At 40.1% G+C, this 19215-nt stretch carries 19 protein-coding genes, 2 tRNA genes, 2 rRNA genes and 1 pseudogene; 20 read left to right on the top strand and 4 right to left on the bottom strand.

Features of this window, described 5'->3' with window-relative positions; translation table 11 throughout:
• The first annotated feature begins 163 nt into the window (after window positions 1-163).
• The 6 genes from BK583_RS19940 to BK583_RS19915 all read left to right on the top strand — a co-directional run bounded on the left by BK583_RS19940 (window position 164) and on the right by BK583_RS19915 (window position 5952).
• Window positions 164-3100 (top strand): 23S ribosomal RNA (locus BK583_RS19940).
• Window positions 3101-3310: 210 nt separating this feature from the next.
• A 5S ribosomal RNA gene (gene rrf, locus BK583_RS19935) occupies window positions 3311-3426 on the top strand.
• Window positions 3427-3444: 18 nt separating this feature from the next.
• Window positions 3445-3519, top strand: a tRNA-Asn gene (locus BK583_RS19930).
• Between the two features lie 7 nt (window positions 3520-3526).
• Window positions 3527-3599 (top strand) — tRNA-Thr (locus BK583_RS19925).
• Between the two features lie 426 nt (window positions 3600-4025).
• The gene (locus BK583_RS19920) at window positions 4026-4730 is read left to right on the top strand and encodes a FadR/GntR family transcriptional regulator (RefSeq protein WP_055736550.1); all 705 of its coding nucleotides are present in this window, start codon (window positions 4026-4028) and stop codon (window positions 4728-4730) included.
• Window positions 4723-5952, top strand: a complete 1230-nt coding sequence (locus BK583_RS19915) for a CynX/NimT family MFS transporter (RefSeq protein ID WP_055736551.1) — start codon at window positions 4723-4725, stop codon at window positions 5950-5952. The genes BK583_RS19920 and BK583_RS19915 overlap by 8 nt, the downstream gene beginning before the upstream one ends.
• A 652-nt stretch (window positions 5953-6604) precedes the next feature.
• Here BK583_RS19915 and BK583_RS19910 read toward each other — a convergent pair.
• From BK583_RS19910 to BK583_RS19890, 4 genes and pseudogenes are all read right to left on the bottom strand, one after another.
• Window positions 6605-7720, bottom strand: coding sequence for a site-specific integrase (locus BK583_RS19910; RefSeq protein ID WP_055736552.1), 1116 nt, complete (start codon window positions 7718-7720; stop codon window positions 6605-6607).
• Window positions 7721-7744: 24 nt separating this feature from the next.
• The gene (locus BK583_RS19905) at window positions 7745-8089 is read right to left on the bottom strand and encodes a hypothetical protein (RefSeq protein ID WP_055736553.1); all 345 of its coding nucleotides are present in this window, start codon (window positions 8087-8089) and stop codon (window positions 7745-7747) included.
• A pseudogene (locus tag BK583_RS19900) lies at window positions 8086-8520 on the bottom strand (ImmA/IrrE family metallo-endopeptidase); the annotation flags it as partial. The pseudogene BK583_RS19900 and the gene BK583_RS19905, both read right to left, overlap by 4 nt.
• Before the next feature lie 267 nt (window positions 8521-8787).
• Entirely contained in the window at window positions 8788-9144 is a 357-nt protein-coding gene (locus BK583_RS19890) for a helix-turn-helix domain-containing protein (RefSeq protein WP_055736556.1), read from the bottom strand.
• 158 nt (window positions 9145-9302) lie between these two features.
• Between BK583_RS19890 and BK583_RS21425 the strand changes: the two genes are divergently transcribed.
• The 14 genes from BK583_RS21425 (at window position 9303) to BK583_RS19820 (ending at window position 19212) form a co-directional block, all read left to right on the top strand.
• Window positions 9303-9536: a helix-turn-helix transcriptional regulator gene (locus tag BK583_RS21425; protein ID WP_055736557.1), complete on the top strand. Its 234-nt coding sequence runs from the start codon at window positions 9303-9305 to the stop codon at window positions 9534-9536.
• Window positions 9537-9553: 17 nt separating this feature from the next.
• On the top strand, window positions 9554-9838 hold the full coding sequence (locus BK583_RS19880; RefSeq protein WP_055736558.1) for a helix-turn-helix domain-containing protein: 285 nt from the start codon (window positions 9554-9556) through the stop codon (window positions 9836-9838).
• A 13-nt stretch (window positions 9839-9851) separates the two neighbouring features.
• Window positions 9852-10094, top strand: a complete 243-nt coding sequence (locus tag BK583_RS19875; protein WP_055736559.1) for a hypothetical protein — start codon at window positions 9852-9854, stop codon at window positions 10092-10094.
• Between the two features lie 420 nt (window positions 10095-10514).
• Complete coding sequence (locus tag BK583_RS19870; RefSeq protein WP_055736560.1) at window positions 10515-10919, top strand: DUF961 family protein; 405 nt, start codon at window positions 10515-10517, stop codon at window positions 10917-10919.
• A gap of 123 nt (window positions 10920-11042) precedes the next feature.
• Window positions 11043-12443 carry an FtsK/SpoIIIE domain-containing protein gene (locus BK583_RS19865; protein WP_055736561.1) on the top strand — a complete coding sequence of 467 codons (1401 nt, stop codon included), beginning with the start codon at window positions 11043-11045 and terminating at the stop codon, window positions 12441-12443.
• Window positions 12440-13501 (top strand): DNA relaxase NicK, encoded by a 1062-nt coding sequence (gene nicK / locus BK583_RS19860; RefSeq protein ID WP_055736562.1) that lies wholly within the window; start codon window positions 12440-12442, stop codon window positions 13499-13501. The genes BK583_RS19865 and nicK overlap by 4 nt, the downstream gene beginning before the upstream one ends.
• A 278-nt stretch (window positions 13502-13779) precedes the next feature.
• Window positions 13780-14037, top strand: a complete 258-nt coding sequence (locus tag BK583_RS19855) for a hypothetical protein (RefSeq protein ID WP_055736563.1) — start codon at window positions 13780-13782, stop codon at window positions 14035-14037.
• On the top strand, window positions 14034-14327 hold the full coding sequence (locus BK583_RS19850) for a hypothetical protein (RefSeq protein ID WP_055736564.1): 294 nt from the start codon (window positions 14034-14036) through the stop codon (window positions 14325-14327). The genes BK583_RS19855 and BK583_RS19850 overlap by 4 nt, the downstream gene beginning before the upstream one ends.
• A 9-nt stretch (window positions 14328-14336) precedes the next feature.
• Window positions 14337-14639, top strand: coding sequence for a hypothetical protein (locus BK583_RS19845; protein WP_055736565.1), 303 nt, complete (start codon window positions 14337-14339; stop codon window positions 14637-14639).
• Window positions 14632-15678, top strand: a complete 1047-nt coding sequence (locus BK583_RS19840; RefSeq protein ID WP_055736566.1) for a conjugal transfer protein — start codon at window positions 14632-14634, stop codon at window positions 15676-15678. The genes BK583_RS19845 and BK583_RS19840 overlap by 8 nt, the downstream gene beginning before the upstream one ends.
• A 15-nt stretch (window positions 15679-15693) precedes the next feature.
• On the top strand, window positions 15694-15951 hold the full coding sequence (locus BK583_RS19835) for a hypothetical protein (RefSeq protein WP_055736567.1): 258 nt from the start codon (window positions 15694-15696) through the stop codon (window positions 15949-15951).
• Window positions 15952-15963: 12 nt separating this feature from the next.
• Entirely contained in the window at window positions 15964-16488 is a 525-nt protein-coding gene (locus tag BK583_RS19830; RefSeq protein ID WP_055736568.1) for a conjugal transfer protein, read from the top strand.
• Complete coding sequence (locus BK583_RS19825) at window positions 16373-18871, top strand: ATP-binding protein (RefSeq protein ID WP_496196932.1); 2499 nt, start codon at window positions 16373-16375, stop codon at window positions 18869-18871. Before BK583_RS19830 ends, BK583_RS19825 begins: the two co-directional genes overlap by 116 nt.
• A 14-nt stretch (window positions 18872-18885) precedes the next feature.
• The gene (locus BK583_RS19820) at window positions 18886-19212 is read left to right on the top strand and encodes an STIV orfB116 family protein (protein WP_055736570.1); all 327 of its coding nucleotides are present in this window, start codon (window positions 18886-18888) and stop codon (window positions 19210-19212) included.
• Window positions 19213-19215 lie beyond the last annotated feature (3 nt).

Below are 19215 nucleotides of genomic sequence, written 5' to 3'. Positions count from 1 at the left end.
GGCAACGCCTGGTACCTACATCCTGTAGGCATGGTTCTTTGAAAACTAAATCATAATCAATCAACTCAAATTAGTTTTGTTCATCGGTGTTACAACTGTTTGAACGAGACGTCAAGAATTCATAACCTTTTAGGTTAACCAATTGCTTCGTTGAAGCAACAATGGATAAGTTAGAAAGGGCGCACGGTGAATGCCTTGGCACTAGGAGCCGATGAAGGACGCGACGAACAGCGATATGCTTCGGGGAGCTGTAAGTAAGCTTTGATCCGGAGATTTCCGAATGGGGGAACCCACCATCCGTAATGGGATGGTACTCCTGCCTGAACACATAGGGCAGGGTGAGGCAGACCCGGGGAACTGAAACATCTAAGTACCCGGAGGAAGAGAAAGCAAATGCGATTTCCTGAGTAGCGGCGAGCGAAACGGAATCAGCCCAAACCAAGAGGCTTGCCTCTTGGGGTTGTAGGACACTCTATACGGAGTTACAAAGAAACGGAGTAGGTGAATTGTCTGGAAAGACAAGCCGAAGAAGGTAACAGCCCTGTAGCTGAAACTTCGTTTCCTCCAGAGTGGATCCTGAGTACGGCGGGACACGTGAAACCCCGTCGGAATCCGGGAGGACCATCTCCCAAGGCTAAATACTCCCTAGTGACCGATAGTGAACCAGTACCGTGAGGGAAAGGTGAAAAGCACCCCGGAAGGGGAGTGAAAGAGATCCTGAAACCGTGTGCCTACAACTAGTCAGAGCCCGTTAACGGGTGATGGCGTGCCTTTTGTAGAATGAACCGGCGAGTTACGATAACGTGCAAGGTTAAGCTGATGAGGCGGAGCCGTAGCGAAAGCGAGTCTGAATAGGGCGAGTAAGTACGTTGTCGTAGACCCGAAACCGGGTGATCTACCCATGTCCAGGGTGAAGGTCGGGTAACACCGACTGGAGGCCCGAACCCACGCATGTTGAAAAATGCGGGGATGAGGTGTGGGTAGGGGTGAAATGCCAATCGAACTCGGAAATAGCTGGTTCTCCCCGAAATAGCTTTAGGGCTAGCCTCGAGTGATGAGTTTTGGAGGTAGAGCACTGATTGGACGAGGGGTCCCCACAGGATTACCGAATTCAGTCAAACTCCGAATGCCAAAAACTTTAACTCGGGAGTCAGACTGCGAGTGCTAAGATCCGTAGTCAAGAGGGAAACAGCCCAGACCATCAGCTAAGGTCCCCAAGTATACGTTAAGTGGAAAAGGATGTGGAGTTGCTTAGACAACCAGGATGTTGGCTTAGAAGCAGCCATCATTGAAAGAGTGCGTAATAGCTCACTGGTCGAGTGACTCTGCGCCGAAAATGTACCGGGGCTAAACGTATCACCGAAGCTATGGCAATCCCAGTAGGGATTGGGTAGGGGAGCGTTCCAAGGACTGTGAAGCTAGATCGTGAGGACTAGTGGAGTGCTTGGAAGTGAGAATGCCGGTATGAGTAGCGAAAAGAGGGGTGAGAATCCCCTCCGTCGAAAGCCCAAGGTTTCCTGAGGAAGGCTCGTCCGCTCAGGGTTAGTCGGGACCTAAGCCGAGGCCGAAAGGCGTAGGCGATGGACAACAGGTTGATATTCCTGTACCACCTCGTATTTGTTTGAACGATGGGGGGACGCAGAAAGGTAGGGTGAGCGCGCCGCTGGCTGTGCGCGTCGAAGCATGCAAGGCTGGAACATAGGCAAATCCGTGTTCCGTGAAGGCTGAGCTGTGACCGTGAAGGACCCAAGGGTCCGAAATCCCTGATCCTCCGCTGCCGAGAAAAGCCTCTAGTTAGAATACAGGTGCCCGTACCGCAAACCGACACAGGTAGGCGAGAAGAGAATTCTAAGACGCTCGGGAGAACTCTCGTTAAGGAACTCGGCAAAATGACCCCGTAACTTCGGGAGAAGGGGTGCTCTATTAGGGTGTTAAAGCCCGAGAGAGCCGCAGTGAATAGATCCAAGCGACTGTTTAGCAAAAACACAGGTCTCTGCGAAGCCGTAAGGCGAAGTATAGGGGCTGACACCTGCCCGGTGCTGGAAGGTTAAGAGGAGGGGTTATCCCGTAAGGGAGAAGCTCTGAATTGAAGCCCCAGTAAACGGCGGCCGTAACTATAACGGTCCTAAGGTAGCGAAATTCCTTGTCGGGTAAGTTCCGACCCGCACGAATGGTGCAACGACTTGGATACTGTCTCAACGAGAGACCCGGTGAAATTATAGTACCTGTGAAGATGCAGGTTACCCGCGACAGGACGGAAAGACCCCATGGAGCTTTACTGTAGCTTGATAGTGAGTGTTGGTACCATTTGTACAGGATAGGTAGGAGCCTTGGAAGCCGGAGCGCTAGCTTCGGTGGAGGCGTCGGTGGGATACTACCCTGATGGTGCTGACATTCTAACCTCGACCCGTGATCCGGGTCAGGGACATTGTCAGGTGGGCAGTTTGACTGGGGCGGTCGCCTCCTAAACAGTAACGGAGGCGCCCAAAGGTTCCCTCAGAATGGTTGGAAATCATTCGTAGAGTGCAAAGGCATAAGGGAGCTTGACTGCGAGACCTACAAGTCGAGCAGGGACGAAAGTCGGGCTTAGTGATCCGGCGGTGCCGTATGGAAGGGCCGTCGCTCAACGGATAAAAGCTACCCTGGGGATAACAGGCTTATCTCCCCCAAGAGTCCACATCGACGGGGAGGTTTGGCACCTCGATGTCGGCTCGTCGCATCCTGGGGCTGAAGTAGGTCCCAAGGGTTGGGCTGTTCGCCCATTAAAGCGGCACGCGAGCTGGGTTCAGAACGTCGTGAGACAGTTCGGTCCCTATCCGTCGCGGGCGTAGGAAATTTGAGAGGAGCTGTCCTTAGTACGAGAGGACCGGGATGGACATACCGCTGGTGTACCAGTTGTTCCGCCAGGAGCATCGCTGGGTAGCTACGTATGGACGGGATAAGTGCTGAAAGCATCTAAGCATGAAGCCCCCCTCAAGATGAGATTTCCCATGGCGTAAGCCAGTAAGACCCCTTAGAGATGATGAGGTTGATAGGTCAGAAGTGGAAGTGTGGCGACACATGGAGCGGACTGATACTAATCGGTCGAGGGCTTATCCTAAATTTCTTGAGTTTGAGTATGATGATATGATTTAGTTTTGAAAGAATCACCGATTCTTTTTAACAAGAAGGATTTCATTCCTTTGACAAAGAGCAACAAGAAGATCGAGGACTAGAAGTGCTTGAAGGAAGGAGCGTACTTGCGTACGTGACTGACAGAAAGACACAAATAGGACGAAGAGATTCACCGTTGATCTGACGTCAAAATAAGTCTGGTGGCAATAGCAAAGAGGTCACACCCGTTCCCATGCCGAACACGGTCGTTAAGCTCTTTTGCGCCGATGGTAGTTGGGGGCTTCCCCCTGTGAGAGTAGGACGTTGCCAGGCTTACATATTTTTTTGCGTTCCACAGTAGCTCAGTGGTAGAGCTATCGGCTGTTAACCGATCGGTCGCAGGTTCGAATCCTGCCTGTGGAGCCATTTTTTTGCTTCCATAGCTCAGCCGGTAGAGCACCACCATGGTAAGGTGGGGGTCAGCGGTTCAAGTCCGCTTGGAAGCTTTCGTATAAGTACTGGTACATTAAGGTTTCTCCGATGATGGAGAGGCTTATTTTTTTGTTTAAAAAGAGGTTTGCAAACAAATCGCAAACCTTTATCTTGTTAAAGCGTTAAAAGGGAAATGTAGTCTACTTTACTATTGGTAATTTATTTCTTCTTTTAGTTCATTAATTATTCGTCTTATTAATCGAATATTGCCACTATAAAACTGTTTATGGGATTTATATTAATACTATTTTGCATACATTGAGATCTCTCGGTGAGGAGAAGCCCTTGGTTATTTCTTCTCGGGTTAGGTTTTTTGTTTTTCTATTTGTTCAATTATCTTAATTTTATAGTGATGAGGTAAATAACGTTGACAATTCTATTTATAAAAGATAATATATCCTATATACCATTCATCCTACAAATTAAAAGGGGATTTAATTATGATTAAGAAAACAAACCGAATAAATCTTGTAGAACAGGTTGCTAACCAGATTGAACAATTAATTAAATCTGAGCATTGGAAAGTAGGAGACAGACTTCCACCGGAAATGGAACTTATGGAACAATTTGGTGTGAGTCGTAATACTCTACGAGAAGCCATTCGTGCTCTAGTTCACGCGGGTTTACTTGAAACAAAACAAGGGAGTGGAACAGTTGTACATTCTACTAATGCTCTTGAAGCTGCTTTAAAACGCTATGTGAAAAAATCTGAATTAATGGAGATACTTGATGTTCGTTTAGCTTTAGAAAAACAGGCTGCTCAATTGGCTTCAGACAATAGAACAGAAGCAGATTTATTAAAATTAGAAGGTTATATTCAAGAATCTCAACAAGCTGTTAAAAATAACGATTATGAATCGCTTATTGAATTAGATATTCGCTTTCACCAAGCTGTTGTATCATCTTCTAATAACCAACTTTTAATAGACTTATATGAGCCACTAGTAGAAATAATTTATAGTTTTGTTCAAGATTTAATGAAAATGAATGTCCCATACAAATACGAGGAAGAACTGCACATTGAATTATTTAAAGCGATACGTAATCAGGATAAAGTGGCTGCTGCCGCATATGTAGAAAATTATATGGAAATATTAAGACAAGAGATCGTTGAAATGATAGAGGAGAAACAACAACATGAGTGATGGAACACTTTCAGCAACTATAAATAATAATAAAAAATACGGTCTATTATTGCTGGTCGGCATAGTCTTAGTAGGGTCTAACTTAAGAGTACCATTAACTTCTGCTGGTGCTTTAATTCCCTTAATACGTGATGATTTAGGTATTAGTAATGCTTTGATAGGTACGATTACAACATTGCCATTACTTGCATTTGCTTTACTCTCACCATTTGCTCCTAAAATAGCCAATTGGATCGGTATGGAATTAACAATTGCATTATCCTTAATATTACTTATTATTGGGATTGTGATTCGCTCATTTTCAGGCAGTCTTTTTTTATTTGCTGGTACAATTTTAATTGGATTGGCAATTGCTTTCGGTAATGTCCTGATTCCTGGAATTGTAAAAATGAACTTCCCCTTAAAAATTGGTTTAATGACTGGTATATATGCGATATTCATGAATTTATTCGGTGCTCTCGGATCAGGAATTAGTGTTCATATTTCATCTATTGGTAATTTTGGATGGCAAGGTGCATTAGGTATATGGGGAATACTAACCTTCGTTTCTTTAATTATTTGGCTACCACAACTTCGTAAGAATAATAAAAATGAAAAAATAAATGTGAAAATAGAGAAGAAAAACAGTTTATGGCGTTCTCCACTCGCATGGAAGATTACAATATTTATGGGAGGACAATCATTAATGTTTTATACATTAATAACATGGTTACCAGATATTTTAAACTCGAATGGTTATAATTCAAATACTGCTGGATGGATAGTATTTTTAATGCAGTTTGCAGTCATTCCAGTTACTTTTATTGTACCGGTTATTGCAGGAAAAATGAAAAACCAAGTCGTTTTAAGTATTGTAACAGCTTCTCTATTCTTAATTGGATTTGCAGGGTTATTACAAGGAAGCTCCACATTGTTTCCATTTTGGGCAATCCTTTTGGGTATTGCCAGCGGAAGTGCGTTCAGTCTTTCTATGATGTTTTTTACACTGAGATCAAAAAATGGAAAGGAAGCAGCAGAGTTATCTGGCATGGCTCAATCTTTCGGTTATTTATTAGCAGCAGTCGGTCCAGTACTAGTTGGAGCTTTACATGACATGACTGATGGTTGGACGGCTCCGCTCCTTTTACTTATTCTTATATCTATTGTTTTGTTTATTGTTGGGATTGGTTCAGGCAAAGAAGGTTATGTTACAGAATCCCATGCTGCTGAAGTAACAAGTTAACCCATAACTTGTTAAGTGAGTGAATATCAAAATTCTAACCCCTTGCGTGATAAGGATAACAAGAGTTAAACAAGAAGTCCCCTCCCAAAAAATCTTATATAGTGATAATTGACGAAAAACCATAAAATACTGGAGGGGTACTCCCTTTTTTATAGACCTGTTGCTCCGTAACCTTATTGGCTATAAAGGAGAGTACATCTTATGGCAAGCTCCTTATTAGATCATGAATACTAATGGCATGAAATTGAAGAGAAACAAATTGATATAAATAATCTTGCGGTGAAATGGTAAGGTATAAAGTGAAATATAGAAAAGGAGCATGTAAACCATGCTCACCTAAATAATAAATTGCTTTATTATTACTAAGACATTCCACCAAAAAAAATATTTATCTCTTCAGGCACTAAGGAAAAAAAGTTAAGCCAATATTGGTTTAACCACTACCAAGCCTTTCATTTTTATCAACGTCACGTTAGTCATTTAAAAAACCAATATATTTTTTTGTGTCTCAATTAAGAGATGGATATAAAGAGAATCTAAAGACCAGTTCTCACTTATAAAAGATTTAAAAAGATCAGTGTTTGCAAAAGCTATATTGACTGCATTCCCAAATGCAATAGTATATTTCTAATTACTCTCCCCAATTAATAATTTAGTATAATTCCTTGTATAAATTCTTACTAAACATCGCAATTGCTTCCCTCTGAATTGAAGGTAACAAATGATTGTAAGTATCTAAAGTCGTCGTAATACTTGAATGTCCTAATCTCTCAGCTACTACTTTAACTGGTATTCCTTGCAAGAGCATTAGGGTAGCATGCGTGTGCCTTAGATCGTGAAAGCGAATAGAGGGTACATTCGCATCTTCTTTCAATTGATACCATTTACGGTTCAAATTACGAGGCGTTACATGTGTGCCTAGGCTAGTGCAAACAACTAAATCATTATTTTTATATCCTCTTCCAGCTCGTTTTTTCTCATAATCTACCCGTTCTTTCCGCTTTTTTAATTCATTAATAGTTACTTCATCTAAATCAATTGTACGATTAAAACTAGCTTTTGTTTTTCCATCTGAAGCCCCATAAGGTGTATGTGTGACAACTGTGCGTAATAGACTATTTTCAAAGTCGACGTCCTTCCAACGAAGTCCAAGAACCTCACTACGACGCATACCTGTCATAGCTGCTAAATGAAAAGCAATATAAAGAGGATCGTTTTTACTAGAATTGAGAAACTGTAAAAGCTGTTTTTCATCCCATACATGAATTTCTTTTCGTTCGATACGTGCAGTTTTTAAACCAGCTGCTACGTTCTTCCCAACAATTCCATCTTCTACAGCCTCTGACAAAGCAGAGCTAATAACGGTATGAACTTTTTTAATAGTAGCGGGAGCTAATCCAAGATCATTCTCTAAATAAGAAAAGAATGTTTTAAGATGGAGTCTATTAAGCTTTTCTAACTTGTAATTCCCAAGCTTAGGTATGATATGGATACGAAGGTGGGTTTTATAAACTTGGAAGGTAGAAGCTTTCAATCTACTTCGTTTATTTAGAATCCACTTTTCTAAATAAGCAGCAAAAGACTCTTTAGAGGGTTCAATGAAATTTCCCGTGTTGATTTCATTAAGTATGCGGGGCATGTCTTTTTGTGCTGCTTTCTTCGTATCATAGCCTGAGAACCATTTTTGACGTCTTTCGTTGTTATGATCTCTTTCTAAATCTACAACGATAACATATTTATTTCCTCGTTTACGTATGTGTCCTTTCATCTTAAGACCTCCGTTATGTGTTATTTACAGAGTGAATTGCAGCATATCTTCTAAATCTGCAACTTGAATGACGAAATTATCAACCTCTGTTCGATCAACGCCGTGTAAATTCAAGCGATGTTCAACGTTAGTTAAGTTAATTCCAAACACATTCTCAGAGGTTGTTAAAAGTAAATCATCTATTAATATAGTTACATTCATGGCGTCTTGATCAAATTCTTCTGCTGGATGCATATCAAAAGGAGCTTGTACAGCTATTGTAAGTGTTTTATGATCCCAGTCGATTATTTGATTACGTACATTTAAAACGATCCATATAGGCGCTTTAGTGCCCTCGTGATAGTCATAATATACTTTGTAAGAAATCATAGTCCAGTCATCTCCTTTTTCTGTTTTTGAAGAAGTGCTTTTTCTACTAGAGACTGTGCGTGAATCGGAATATCTTTTTTGGGAACAGATTTATAAGAATTAGGTGTCGGCTGTTCTCTTATAACATCATTAAATCTTTGTAATGACTCAGCACTACGTATTCTTGCTTCAATTTGCTGTAATCGACTTTCAGCTAATTCCTTAGAGACATGAAATTCACTAGCTAAAGTAGACGATAGGTGGTCGCAGTAATTACAGCATTTCTCGACCATAAAGAATGGCATTGAAGCATATAGCTGAAATTGGTCTGCTTGTACTTCCTGCATCATGGTGAATTCTTTACTATACATATTTTCTTGAGAGCCACAGTGACGAAGAGGGTGACAAAGCTCATGAAAGAAAATTTCTCTTTTTTCAATAGCTGAATGATCTTTATGTAAAAAATAATGGCAACGTTATGTTCATCATCCCATATAGCTCTGTCAGGTCCCGGACTTTCCTTAATACAAATATTAAGGGTGTCGGCTATCTTATTAATATTAAGATCCTCTGGAGAAAGAATATGATGTTCTTTATAAAATAGTTCTAACCACTGTTCTATAGGAGTTCTTGAATATAAGCGTAGCAAAGAATCACCTCTATAAGAATATATGTTCGGTGTTATGGTAAATAAAAACGTCCAGCAAAAATGTTGGACGTTATTTTTTGTTTTCTCTATTAATCTTATTCTGCCGTATTCTTCTAAATACTTCAAGTTGTTCATTTAAGAATTCTACTTCTTCATTATCAAGGTCTTTGTAATTATAGAATGCAGAGTTTGTATTTGTGTTAGAGGATGTGTTGCTATTTTTATCATTCGTTTCTCCTGTAAGGTAGCTCATGGAGACGTTGTATTTTTTTGCTAACAATTTAAGTCTTTGAACAGATGGTTCATTTCTACCTTGTTCATAAAAACCATATGCACTTTCAGTAATATCGAGAAACTTGGCAACTTCTTGTTGGGTAAAATTGTTCTCTTTTCTTAGTTCGCGCAAACGATCCTTAAGTTCTGCCATATCAAGATCCTTTCAGTACTCTATATTTATTAATTGTACAACTTTTAGTTGGGTAAATAAAGTTTTCAATAAAAAACCCATCAAAAAATCTGGTAAAAGTGTTGACACCCAATTAAATGTTGGGTAAGATAACACTACAAAACGTTGGGTGGTGAAAAATGATTCGAAAAAGAGATGAACTTATTCTTTTACGTAATAACAAAAATTGGTCTCAAAGGGATGTGATTGAGCTCTTAAATATTAGATACAGTGTTAGTATCAGTGAAAGTTATTATGGAATGATTGAACAGGGTTCGAGATTTCCGAGCTTGAACGTGGCAATAGCAATAGCTAAGTTGTTTAAAGTTAGTCCAGAGTCAATATTTAAAAAGAGAACTGAAATGAAAATCTAAGTAAGGAGTGACTAAGAATGTCCTTTGAAGAGACTATAAGGCAAATTGTTCGAGAAGAAAACGAAGAATTCCTGCAAAAGGTTAAAGACGCATTAAATTATTCTCAGTCTGATTCAATGCCAGATGTTTTAACAGTGCAAGAGGCAGCTGAATATTTAAGAATGGGAAAATCTAAAATGTACGAATTATCTCAGCATCATGATTTTCCATCCTGGCGAGAAGGGCGCAGAGTTCTTATATCTAAAAAAGGCTTAGATCAATACCAACGTGAAAAGCTAAGTGAAAAAGAAGTGGTCATGTAATGGGGAATCAATCATGACTTTCCAAATAATGAGCGATTTGATGAAAGAAGCTGTACCACTAGCTAAGAAGATGGAAGGTGATTGGCAAGCAAGAATGAAGCTGGCAATGAGGTCTGTAAAGATCAATTACTTTATGAGCCAACCAATTTCAAAAGGAACTATCAATGAATTGCTTAAACACGGAGTATCGTATCGTCGCATTTCTCGAAATTATAAAGTTGGACGAAGCGATATTACTGCAATAGAGAGGCAATAAATAGTGTGAGTATAGACCACTATTAACGATCTTATAAGCGAATGAAATGAGTGAGTACATTGATAATTACATATAGAAAGAAAGCGCACCTGACAGAAGTCAGATACGCCAGTAAAACCTAGGAAATTTTATTGTAGCGTACTTTCTTCGTTATGTCACTAGGCGTGAGTATTAAGTGGACACAGCTAACACTTGTTTAAATGCTGTAGCAGGTAAGAAGATACGTGCGCCATAGCTGTATACAGCTTGATGGTTATACAATAACCTACTAACGTTGCCAAGAAAGACAGAAAGTTCTGGAGCGACTGACAAGCGCCATGATGGATACAGAACCTGAGCGGTTTCTATAAATTGTTGCGATGAAAATTGATGAGAAGTCTTTGGAAAATAAAACTACTAAAACGAAAAGAGGAATTTATAATGAATTTAAAAAATGGAATTAAGCCAGAACCACAAGAGACATTTGGAAACATGATTTTTATGGGATTAAACAGAGAGAAAATGTACTTTGACCGTGAAAAGGGAGAGCGTACAGATAAGTTGGAAGCACGCATTTATAACGTAGCATCAAGTGTTCAGCAAGGACAAATAGAAGTAACATTGCCTGATTATGTCGACTTAAAAGAAATTGATTTTAATAAACCAGTTGAGCTAGTGAATCCAAGAATTACAGCAAGAGCCCAAGCGAATGGGAACTTTGCCAATATCATTTATACGTTACTCGCAGAAGATATCGTGGAAACTGGACATAAATCTAATTCTAACTTTGAACCGAAAGCCAAAGAGCAAAAAGAACCTGTAACAGCTGGTTCAGATAAAAAATAAGTATTTTTATGCGTGCTAGTTAAGACTGGTGCGCTCTAATTTTTTCTCAAAGGAGTGTTAAAGATTATAGAAGCAATTAAACGCCGCCTTTGGAAATACCGCGGTCATCGAATCACCCCTCACATGAGAAATGCAGTTTGGACAGCAGGATTGGGCGTATTTGTACCCGTTTTCCTAGCTGTCCTTTTTTATAGCTTTAAAGATTCGTTTCCAATTTTCCAATGGAATGATTGGGAACAATACAAGGTATTTATTGAGTATGAGAGCTGGAATTGGTCGTTCTTGTTATCAAGATTCGCTGTATCTTTTCTTATCGCAGCAGCAGTTGTAGGTATTGTCTATCTTGTTGCATTTGATCAGTTCAAACAGTTGCTTCACAAGCAAAAAATTGCACGCATGTTTTTTTCAAATCGCTTTTACGAACAAGAAAACTTCCAAACAGAGTCGGGATGGACAAATAAGACCGTTACAAAAAGAAAGATTACCTATTTTCCTCGTGCCTATTATCAAGTGAAGAATGGTCATATCTATGTCCGTGTTGCTCTTGATTTAAGCAGATTTCAAGCGCGTTATTTAGAACTAGGTACAGACTTAGAGAATGGCTTATTTTGTGATTTAGTTGATCGTGAAGTCGAAGAAGGATTTGTGGTTTTTAAGCTTCTGTACGATGTAAAAAAGAATCGTATTCCGATTCAAGAAGTACAAGTAAAAAACGGTTCGATGAGCTTAATGAAGAACGTGTATTGGGAATTTGATAAGCTGCCACATATGTTAATTGCTGGTGGAACAGGTGGAGGAAAAACATACTTCATCTTAACGATTATTCAAGCCGTGCTTAAATCGAATGCCGAAATTAGTATACTTGATCCAAAAAACGCGGACTTGGCAGATTTAGAAGCGGTTCTTCCAAAAGGAGTGGTGTATTCAAAGAAAAACGGCATTATGATGTGTTTGCGTAAATCGGTGGAGGGCATGATGAATCGTTCAGATGAAATGAAACAGATGCCAAATTACAAGACAGGTGAGAACTACGCCTACCTTGGATTGCCTCCCATGTTTATCTTTTTTGATGAGTATGTAGCGTTTATGGATTTGTTGGAACCACAAGAACGAATGGAAGCGTTAGGCTATATGAAACAGCTCGTCATGCTCGGAAGGCAGATGGGTTATTTTTTGGTTCTCGGAGCGCAACGACCAGATGCCAAGTACTTAGCTGATGGTATCCGTGACCAATTTAATTTTCGAGTGGCGCTAGGGAAGATGTCGGAATCTGGTTACGGCATGATGTTTGGTGATGTCGATAAAACTTTTTTAAATAAAAGCATAAAGGGTCGTGGCTATGCCGACACAGGCACATCAACCATATCAGAATTTTATAGCCCACTCGTCACGAAAGGATATGACTTTATGGAAGAAATCAAGCGAGCACAAGTGGGAGTGAATGGAGCGTCGGCGACGGCAGTCGCCAGCGGCAGCGTAGCGACAGAAACGGGAACGAGCGGGAGGAGTGAGCGAAGCGAATGACGACCACAAAACACCAACCCCCCCTAGCTAACAGGGGGGTAGTAATCGTAGAAAAAGAACCGGAAGCAGTCCAAAACCCTTTAACAGCAATGGTTGACTACTTGCGAGTATCTTTTAAAACACATGATGTTAATTTCATCCTAGAACATATCGTCCATTTGAAGAAAGCATACATGCAGGAAAAGGAGTCAGGCTTTTATGGTTACATCGGTACCTATCAGCTTGATCATATTAAAGTCTTTTATTCGAAAGAAGGTGACAATCGAGGCGTATTGGTGGAGATGTCTGGTCAAGGATGCCGACAGTTTGAAAGCTTCTTGGATGCTCGCAAGAAAACGTGGTTTGATTTCTTCAAAGACTGCATTAACCATGGTGGCAAGTTCAGTCGCTTTGACTTAGCGATTGATGATCAAGAAACATACTTTGAAATCCCCATGCTGTTAGAAAAAGTGAAGAAGGGCGAAGCCATTTCACGGTTTCGTAAGTCAGATTTTAATGGCTCGCTTGATATTGCAGACGGATCGAATGGGGGAACGACACTATACTTTGGGTCGAAAAAATCAGAAGCTTATCTTTGCTTCTATGAGAAGAACCACGAACAAGCTGACAAATATAATATTCCTCTTGAAGATCTTGGCGACTGGAATCGCTACGAGCTAAGGCTTAAAAATGATCGAGCGCAAGGAGCTGTTCAATCATTAATTCAGTCACAAGATTTACTTGATATCGCTATGCAGATTATTAACAACTACATTCGATTTGTTGATGCCGATGAAGATGCTTCAAGAGAAAAATGGAAAACAAGTGGATTTTGGAAAGTGTTCATAGGTGATGTCGGCAAGCTAAGCCTGTTTATGCAGCCAGAAGATGAGTTTTACGAGAAATCGAGGAGGTGGTTGCAGAATTCATGTGCACCAACGATGAAAATGGTGCTTGAAGCGGATCAGGTCTTAGGGCGACAAGATTTATCGGATATGGTCGTCAACGCCGAGCTATCAGATAAACAGGAAAAAATGCTTGATGTGCTACTAGCAAGTCCACAAGATATGGTCTGTTAAACAAGGAATGGCTCTTATAGTAGAAGATAAGCTCACTATGGCATCTGTCAACGGTAAATGGCTGACTGGAATGGAATGAAAGGAATTTAAGGAGTTGATAGATTCTCATAACCAAGACCCTCTTGGCATTGAAGAAAAACCTATTTTTCTTCTTGCCTACCGGCGAGGGAGCCCCCGAATGAAACCGGGGGTTGGGGGATTAAATAATCACGGTCAAGCTAGTTTAGCTTGCTGGTTTGGACAGCGTCCAAGGTTTATTAAAACAAGGAGGTGATTACTTGGAAGTTGTGCCTGAGGGCGTTCGGTCTTGTTTGCACACTGGTATAGGAAACAATATCGATTTCTTAATTGCACGAGCAACAGCGATCATTGAGTCACAGCAACGTTTCATGAAAAGTTACGACTTAAAAATGTATGAAGAAGTAAAGGAGGCTTTAGACTGGTACTCAAAACATTGTCTTGAATCTGACTTAGAAAAAGATCTTCAGGAGTTTGAACGGCTACATCAAAAAATAAAGGAGGAAGAATCATTATGAAACATGTTGAATTACTAAACCGAGGACAACTAGAAACAGAGCTAGAGAATCAAGGTATTTTAGATCTTGCTGATCAATTAATCGAACGCATGAAAGAACATGTTCGTTATATGAGCAAACATGTATTTGAACAAGTGGTTATCGATGCAAAGATGGTTGTAAACAATGCTGTGAAAACGATTATTGCTCGATTTGCTGTATACGACTATGAAGACGCATCAGAAGATGGTGGGACTGATCCAATTAAATATGTTGAATTCGAATCACTAAGCCCACTAAAAGAGGTTTAGTGATTTTTTATGTTAGCTCACTACAAGACGTTGGATGAACGATTTAAGTTGTTAGGGTTTACGGTAGGCATTGGTTCGCAAGTGTATGTAATGGATTTAAGTAAACGTTCTATGCTTGTTGTCGAAGGCGTTAGAAAAAAGGGCTATTCCACCTATCGATATACGTTCTATAAAATGACGTGCTTGCCCGGAGGTGGTCAAAGGCGTTTAAAAGTATACGAGAAAGATGTTTCAGCGAAAAAGGTGTTACGACGAGTAGCATCTTTTTTAGCTTATATCGAACTAGATCAAGGAGGGTTAAAGGATGGCTAAATCCGGTGGGCACTCGATAATCGAGCGCCTTAAACACCGCTTTAAACGAATCAAGAAACCAGCCAAGCAAAGAAGCATGATTCGTAAAGATCATTCAAAGAGAACAGCAACGGCTGTGTGGTCATTATTAGGGAGCATTGTTGTCCTCTCACTATTAACTATTTTGCTTTCAGTAAATACAAGGTCTGCTTTAAATGAAACCAATGCGCATCTCTCGAGTGAAGCAAATGAGGAAGAGTCGCCCTCTATTTCATTACCTGCTGCTGAACAGTATCTTTCAGGATTTATTGATGTGTTCATCAATGTTGAAAACACCCATGAAACACTAGAAGAAAGAAAACAAACGCTGAAAAATTACATGGCTCAATCAGCTACTTTACAGGATGACAAACATCCGCTTTATCAACTGTCAGATTTACAAGGTAATAGAATTTTAGAAAACCATTCCTTGTTTAACATGAGAGAGAAAGAAGAAGAAACCTTATTTCAATATAAAGTCACGTTCACAAATCAAGTTCCAAAAGAAAAAGAGGTAGAGATCGAGCCGGAAGATGATGACGATGAACCAGATACTGAAATTGTCATTGAAAATGAAGAGGCGAAACAAACGTTACTATTAAACATTCCAGTGATTGCAGAAGAAAGTACTTTCGCCATTGCAGGTACTCCGTATTTTTCAGAAGTGTATTCCTTAAATGGAACTATAAGAATAGAGGAAGAGAAATCACACATTGATCCTTATGTCGGGGAGGAACAATCAGCGGTTCAAGAGTTTTTACATTCTTTCTTTGAACGATATGCTGCTGAGCCAAAAGAAGAATTGGCTTACATGATGAAGGAGCCGGAAAGTTTAAACGGTGCTCTTTCATTTGAAGAGATTCAAGATGTAAAACTCATTGAAGTGGACAATGGATTTAAAGCAGAGGTAGCCGTGATGTTCAGAGGGAAAGGGACGAACATTCCACAGCCTGCTTTTATGGAATTAGAGATTAATCGACATGAAGGAAATTACTACATTGAATCAATGGACTATCAATAGAAGGAGGAAAAGAATATGAATCTATTAAATAAATTAACGGTAGGGTCAGTTCCTAGTGGATTACCGACACTAGATGGCGTAGAGAATTGGGGGCTTGTTGTTGTAGCTCAAGTAATAGGGTTGTTTGTTTTCTTCTTGATCGCAAAACACTTAGCTCGATTTAAGATAGGTGGAATTATTATGACATGCATTGTCGGTGGAATCGCCACATTTGTTGTGCAAAATTGGTCTCAAGTGAGCGGGTGGATTGAAGCATTCATTGATACATTCTAAGGAGGTGAGAGGTTGCGAACCGTTTTTAACTACCGAAAAGCATTAAGAGAACCTAAAAAAGTACAGCAGCTGACGGCTTCATATAGTCTACCAATCCCGTTTGAGTTGATCCCAGTTATCAACTTTTTTATTTTTATGACGATGACATTTCTGATAGGACAGATTATTCGTATGGGGTTTCCTCATACGTTTGAACGAACCTTTGTGATGTGGTTAATTGGTTTACCCCTAGCGTTAACCATACTCGTAACGAAAATTAAACCTGAAGGTAAGAACATTTATTTATATTTTTTGGATGTAGCCAAATACTACGTTCAAATAAAACTTCCAAAAAAGCGTTTCTGTAATGATCGAGAGGTCGAATGGATGAGTGCTTCAACAATCCAGTTTAAACGCTGTGTAAAGGTGGTGGCGAAAAAACGTGAGTACATTGAAAACACCAATGAAAACGATGAGGAACAATCTACTGTTAACGAGAACGGGCGACGTGTGGGCGTATTACCGAATCAAGAGTCAGTCCATTCCCATGCAAAATAAAAAAGTAGTAAACAGCTACAAACGGAACTGGAAAGCCTTCTTTGAAGAGCTAACCACGCATAAGGATTTTCATCTAATGATGTACCCACAAGAATATCGGCTAGAAGAACGATTTGCTGACTTGGAACAAGATCTCGCAGAAGACGCAAAGCAAATGGCAGAGTACTATACAGAAGAAACAGTACGATTGCTTAATCAACGCTTAGGAAAAGTCACAAAGAATGATTTTATATTAGGGGTGAAATTAAAGCAGAACTTAGTCAATAGTGATGCTGAACTTAAGGAAAACATGATGTCGATGTTTTCAACGGCAACAGATACAATTGTAAATCTATTAGGGTGGGAACAAAGCGTTTCCACCTCTTTCTTTCAACAGTACGAAGAGGCAGAGGAAACAACCGCCAGTCTATGTGCAATGGTGAATGGAATTCGTTTAAGAGAAGACGAATTAATCTATGTAAATCGCTATAACTTCTTACGAGGCTTAGACCATCAAGTAGGGGAAGAGATTGAAAATGCCTCTGTAGATGCGATAACAAACACGTTAATTGATCCAACCTCTTCTGGAGTGTTGAAACTAACGAGCGATGAATCGGAAGGCTATATGTCATTTGTGGTGATCGACGAGTTTCGACATAATATGGCGGAGAGTGAGCTGTTCTACGAGGCGCAAACGCTTCCTTTTTCAGTAGAGATTGAGATGAAAGTGCAAGTCGAAAGCAAATCAAAAACGAAGATGGATTTGAATTTAAAGAAGCAGCAGCTAAAAGAATCAACGCTGGAACAAAACCGTGTTGGCGATCAAGAAGATTCATCGGTAAGTGCGAGTGCTTATTTAGTGAGACACTTACAAAACGAAATAAAAAAAGATGATGTAGACATGTTGAACTGGTTAGCGGTCATTGTCGTACAAGGGGAGACCAAGAAGGAATGTAAAAATCGGGCAAAGCTTGTGACAAGACATATGAAGTCAGCAGGCATAACGTGTCGTATTCCAGTCGCGGATCAATTGCCTTTGTTCTATAAGTTTCTTCCCGGGGAACGATTAGATGTAACAAACCGAAATTGGCTGCAAAAGACTACTCAAGATGGTTTGGCAGAAGGGTTATTTGGCGTATCAGCTGATGTTGGTTCAAAGATTGGCTTTTTTATTGGTTGGATTGATCCGTTTGTGAAGCATGCTGATTTACAAGGCGCGATTTCAGCAAGTCGATTTCCTGTTTTGTACCATATGTTCTTAGCTAACCAACAGCTCAAAGGGTCAAAGACACGTTCGCCCCATGTTCTAATTACGGGGGATACAGGCACGGGTAAATCCTTTTTAGCAAAGCTGTTGTTTATCTATGTCAGTATGCTAAACGTGAAATCTTTGTACATTGATCCCAAGAAAGAATTACGGAAATGGATTGATAAGGTAAAGCAAAACCCAAGAGTGCAACAAGAGTATCCGCTATTCACACAGCATCTTGAGAAGTTCCATTTTACAACGCTCGATGCAGCGGATGAAGACAATTGGGGAGCACTTGATCCAGTTGTATTTCTTCCACCAATGCAAGCAAAGGAAATGGTGCAAGTCATCTTTGCTCAAGTTTACGATTTTAAGGGCAAAGACGATGTGCATACGGCTTTTCTACGTGCCATTACCAACGTATTGGAGCAAAAGCAAAACGGGGAGCAAGTTGGCTCTCTGACAATTATTGAACAGATGAGAAACCACGATGATTCCGCAGTCCAAAAGGCTGGGGATTTTTTATATGAAGTCGTAGCCGATTCGATTATGAAACTATGTGTTCATGATGGTTCAAATCAAGCACTTTCGTTAAACAAGCGTATTAGTATCGTTGAAATCGAAAACCTTGATCTACCAGAAGCGACCGATCCAATCGAAAGCTACACAAACTCACAACTAAAATCAAGTGCCGTTATGTTTGCGCTTGGAAAGTTTTGCGAGCTATTTGGTATGAACAAGGAAGAACGGACAATGGAATTTATGGACGAAGCATGGGTTATTACATCCAGCCAACAAGGAAGAAAAGTAGAAAAACAAATGCGTCGTGTAGGACGGAGTTATAATAATGCCCTCGTCTTTATTTCACAAAGCACGAAAGACGCATTGCGTGAAGAAGAATCGGGAAACTTCGGTGTAGCATTTGCGTTCGATGAACCAACAGAGCGAAAAGAAGTGCTTAAGTGGATGAATATGGAGCCGAGTGAAGAGAACGAAGACATGATGGAAAACATGTTCCAAGGACAATGCCTTTTTAAAGACTATTATGGTCGAACAGCAAAAATGAGCATTGAGTGCTTATTCGACGAATGGTATGGAGCGCTAGAAACCGTTGAGACGTCTTCAGTGGCAACGGCAGAAGAAAAGTATTTATAGAAGGGAGGTAGAGGATGAAGTTAGCGATATTAAATTCATTGGTTATTACCAATCAAGGCTTGTATAAGGCAGAAAAAATCACCTTAATGGAAGCACGAAAAATGATGTTCGCACATGAAACAAACTATCAAAGCTATGTCGGGCACGAGTCCTCATCACTTGTCTTAGAAGAACTACTTGGTTTTCCAGTCCCAGTTAACCGTATCCGATTTAGGCAAGAGAAATACCAGAAAGCCCTTTGTTTCAAGTTGTATGACCGCTACATCGAATACAAGAAGCTGACAGAAAAAGAACTACAAAGCGTCAACTATGATTTCTTTCTTCTAACAAGAATGGACTAGAAA

The organism is Shouchella oshimensis (assembly GCF_002019765.1).
GTDB lineage: Bacteria > Bacillota > Bacilli > Bacillales > Bacillaceae_D > Shouchella > Shouchella oshimensis.
The sequence above is the reverse complement of the archived record's forward strand: the minus strand, read 5'-3'. Positions and strand labels throughout refer to the sequence as shown.